The organism is Andreprevotia lacus DSM 23236 (assembly GCF_900176275.1).
Lineage (GTDB): Bacteria > Pseudomonadota > Gammaproteobacteria > Burkholderiales > Chitinibacteraceae > Andreprevotia > Andreprevotia lacus.
Map to the genome: position 1 here is coordinate 1 of NZ_FWXD01000072.1, position 1751 is coordinate 1751.

Consider the following 1751-nt stretch of genomic DNA (forward strand, 5'->3'; position numbering starts at 1 on the left):
GACCGTCGGGTGGCGGTGTGCGTGGAACGCAGTGTGGAGCTGGTGATTGCATTGCTGGCCGTCATCAAGGCGGGTGGGGCGTATGTGCCGCTGGACCCGGCCTATCCCGCCGACCGCCTCGCTCACATGCTAAGTGATGCCGCGCCGGTGGTGGTGTTGCTGGATCAGGTTGGCCGTAGCGCCCTCAGCGCTGATGGCATTCCGCTGTCCGCCCAGCCCAGCATTGATCTGCACGCCGATGCTGGCCTGTGGGTCGGTCTGCCGGTGATCAATCTGGCTCCTGTCGACTTGGGCCTCACCGACCGCCATCTGGCCTATGTGATCTACACCTCGGGCTCCACCGGCCTGCCCAAGGGCGCGATGAACGAGCATCGCGGCATCGTCAACCGCCTGTTGTGGATGCAGGATGCCTATGCCCTCTCTGGCGCTGACGTGGTACTGCAAAAGACCCCATTCAGCTTCGACGTCTCGGTCTGGGAATTCTTCTGGCCGCTGCTCACTGGCGCCAGGCTGGTGATGGCCCGTCCGGAAGGGCATAAAGACCCGGCCTATCTGTGCGACGTCATCGTGCAAGCCGGCATCACCACCTTGCACTTCGTGCCGTCAATGCTGCAGGTCTTCCTCGAAGCGGCTGATGTGACGGGCTGCGCCCAAGTCTTGCGCCAGGTGATGTGCAGCGGTGAAGCCTTGCCGGCCAGTCTGGTCAAACGCTTCCATGAACGGCTGCCGGGGGTTGAATTGCACAACCTGTACGGCCCGACCGAAGCCGCCGTTGATGTGACGGCATGGACCTGCACCCCAGACAACCTGGGTCGCAGCATCCCCATCGGCAAGCCGATTGCCAACACCCGCGTCTATATCCTCGACGAACAAGGTCGTCCGACACCACAAGGTGTGGCGGGTGAATTGTTCCTCGCCGGGGTGCAGGTGGGCCGTGGTTATCTCAACCGTGATGAACTGACTGCCGAACGCTTCCTTGCCGATCCGTTCCACGCGAATGCGGATGCCCGCATGTACAAGACCGGCGACCTCGGCCGCTGGCTGGCCGATGGCAGCATCGAGTATCTCGGTCGCAACGACTTCCAGGTCAAGATTCGTGGCTTCCGCATTGAATTGGGTGAAATCGAAGCCCGTCTGGCCGAATGCCACGGCGTGCAGGACGTCATCGTGCTGGCGCGCGAAGACCAGCCGGGCGACAAACGCCTGGTCGCCTACTACATCGGCAGCGCAGACATTGAAGCCCTGCGCCAGCACGCCAGTGCCGTGCTGCCGGCACACATGGTGCCGGTGGCCTATGTGCAACTGGACACCTTCCCGGTTACCCCGAACGGCAAGCTGGACCGCAAGGCATTACCAGCCCCGGATGGCACTGCCGTGCTCAGCCGCGCATACGAAGCCCCGCAAGGCGAGACCGAAAGCAAGCTCGCCGCACTCTGGGCTGAACTGCTGCAACTGGAACGCGTCGGCCGCAATGACAACTTCTTTGAACTCGGTGGCCACTCCCTCTTGGCTGTCAGCCTGATCGAGCGCATGCGGCAACAGCAGCTGCACGCCGACGTACGTGACCTGTTCACTGCAGACAGCCTGGCCGAACTGGCGCGGCATATCGACAGTGCGCAGGCTGGTGCACCGGTTGAAGTGCCGCCGAACCTGATTCCGCAGGATGCGACCCATATCACGCCGAACATGTTGACCTTGGTCGAACTCACGCAGGACGAGATCGACACGATCATCGCGACTGTGCCGGGTGG

1 protein-coding gene is annotated in these 1751 nt (G+C 62.8%); it reads left to right on the forward strand.

The features are described 5' to 3' along the window. On the forward strand, window positions 1–1751 hold a 1751-nt coding region (locus B9A19_RS21800), incomplete at both ends, for an amino acid adenylation domain-containing protein (protein ID WP_139799070.1).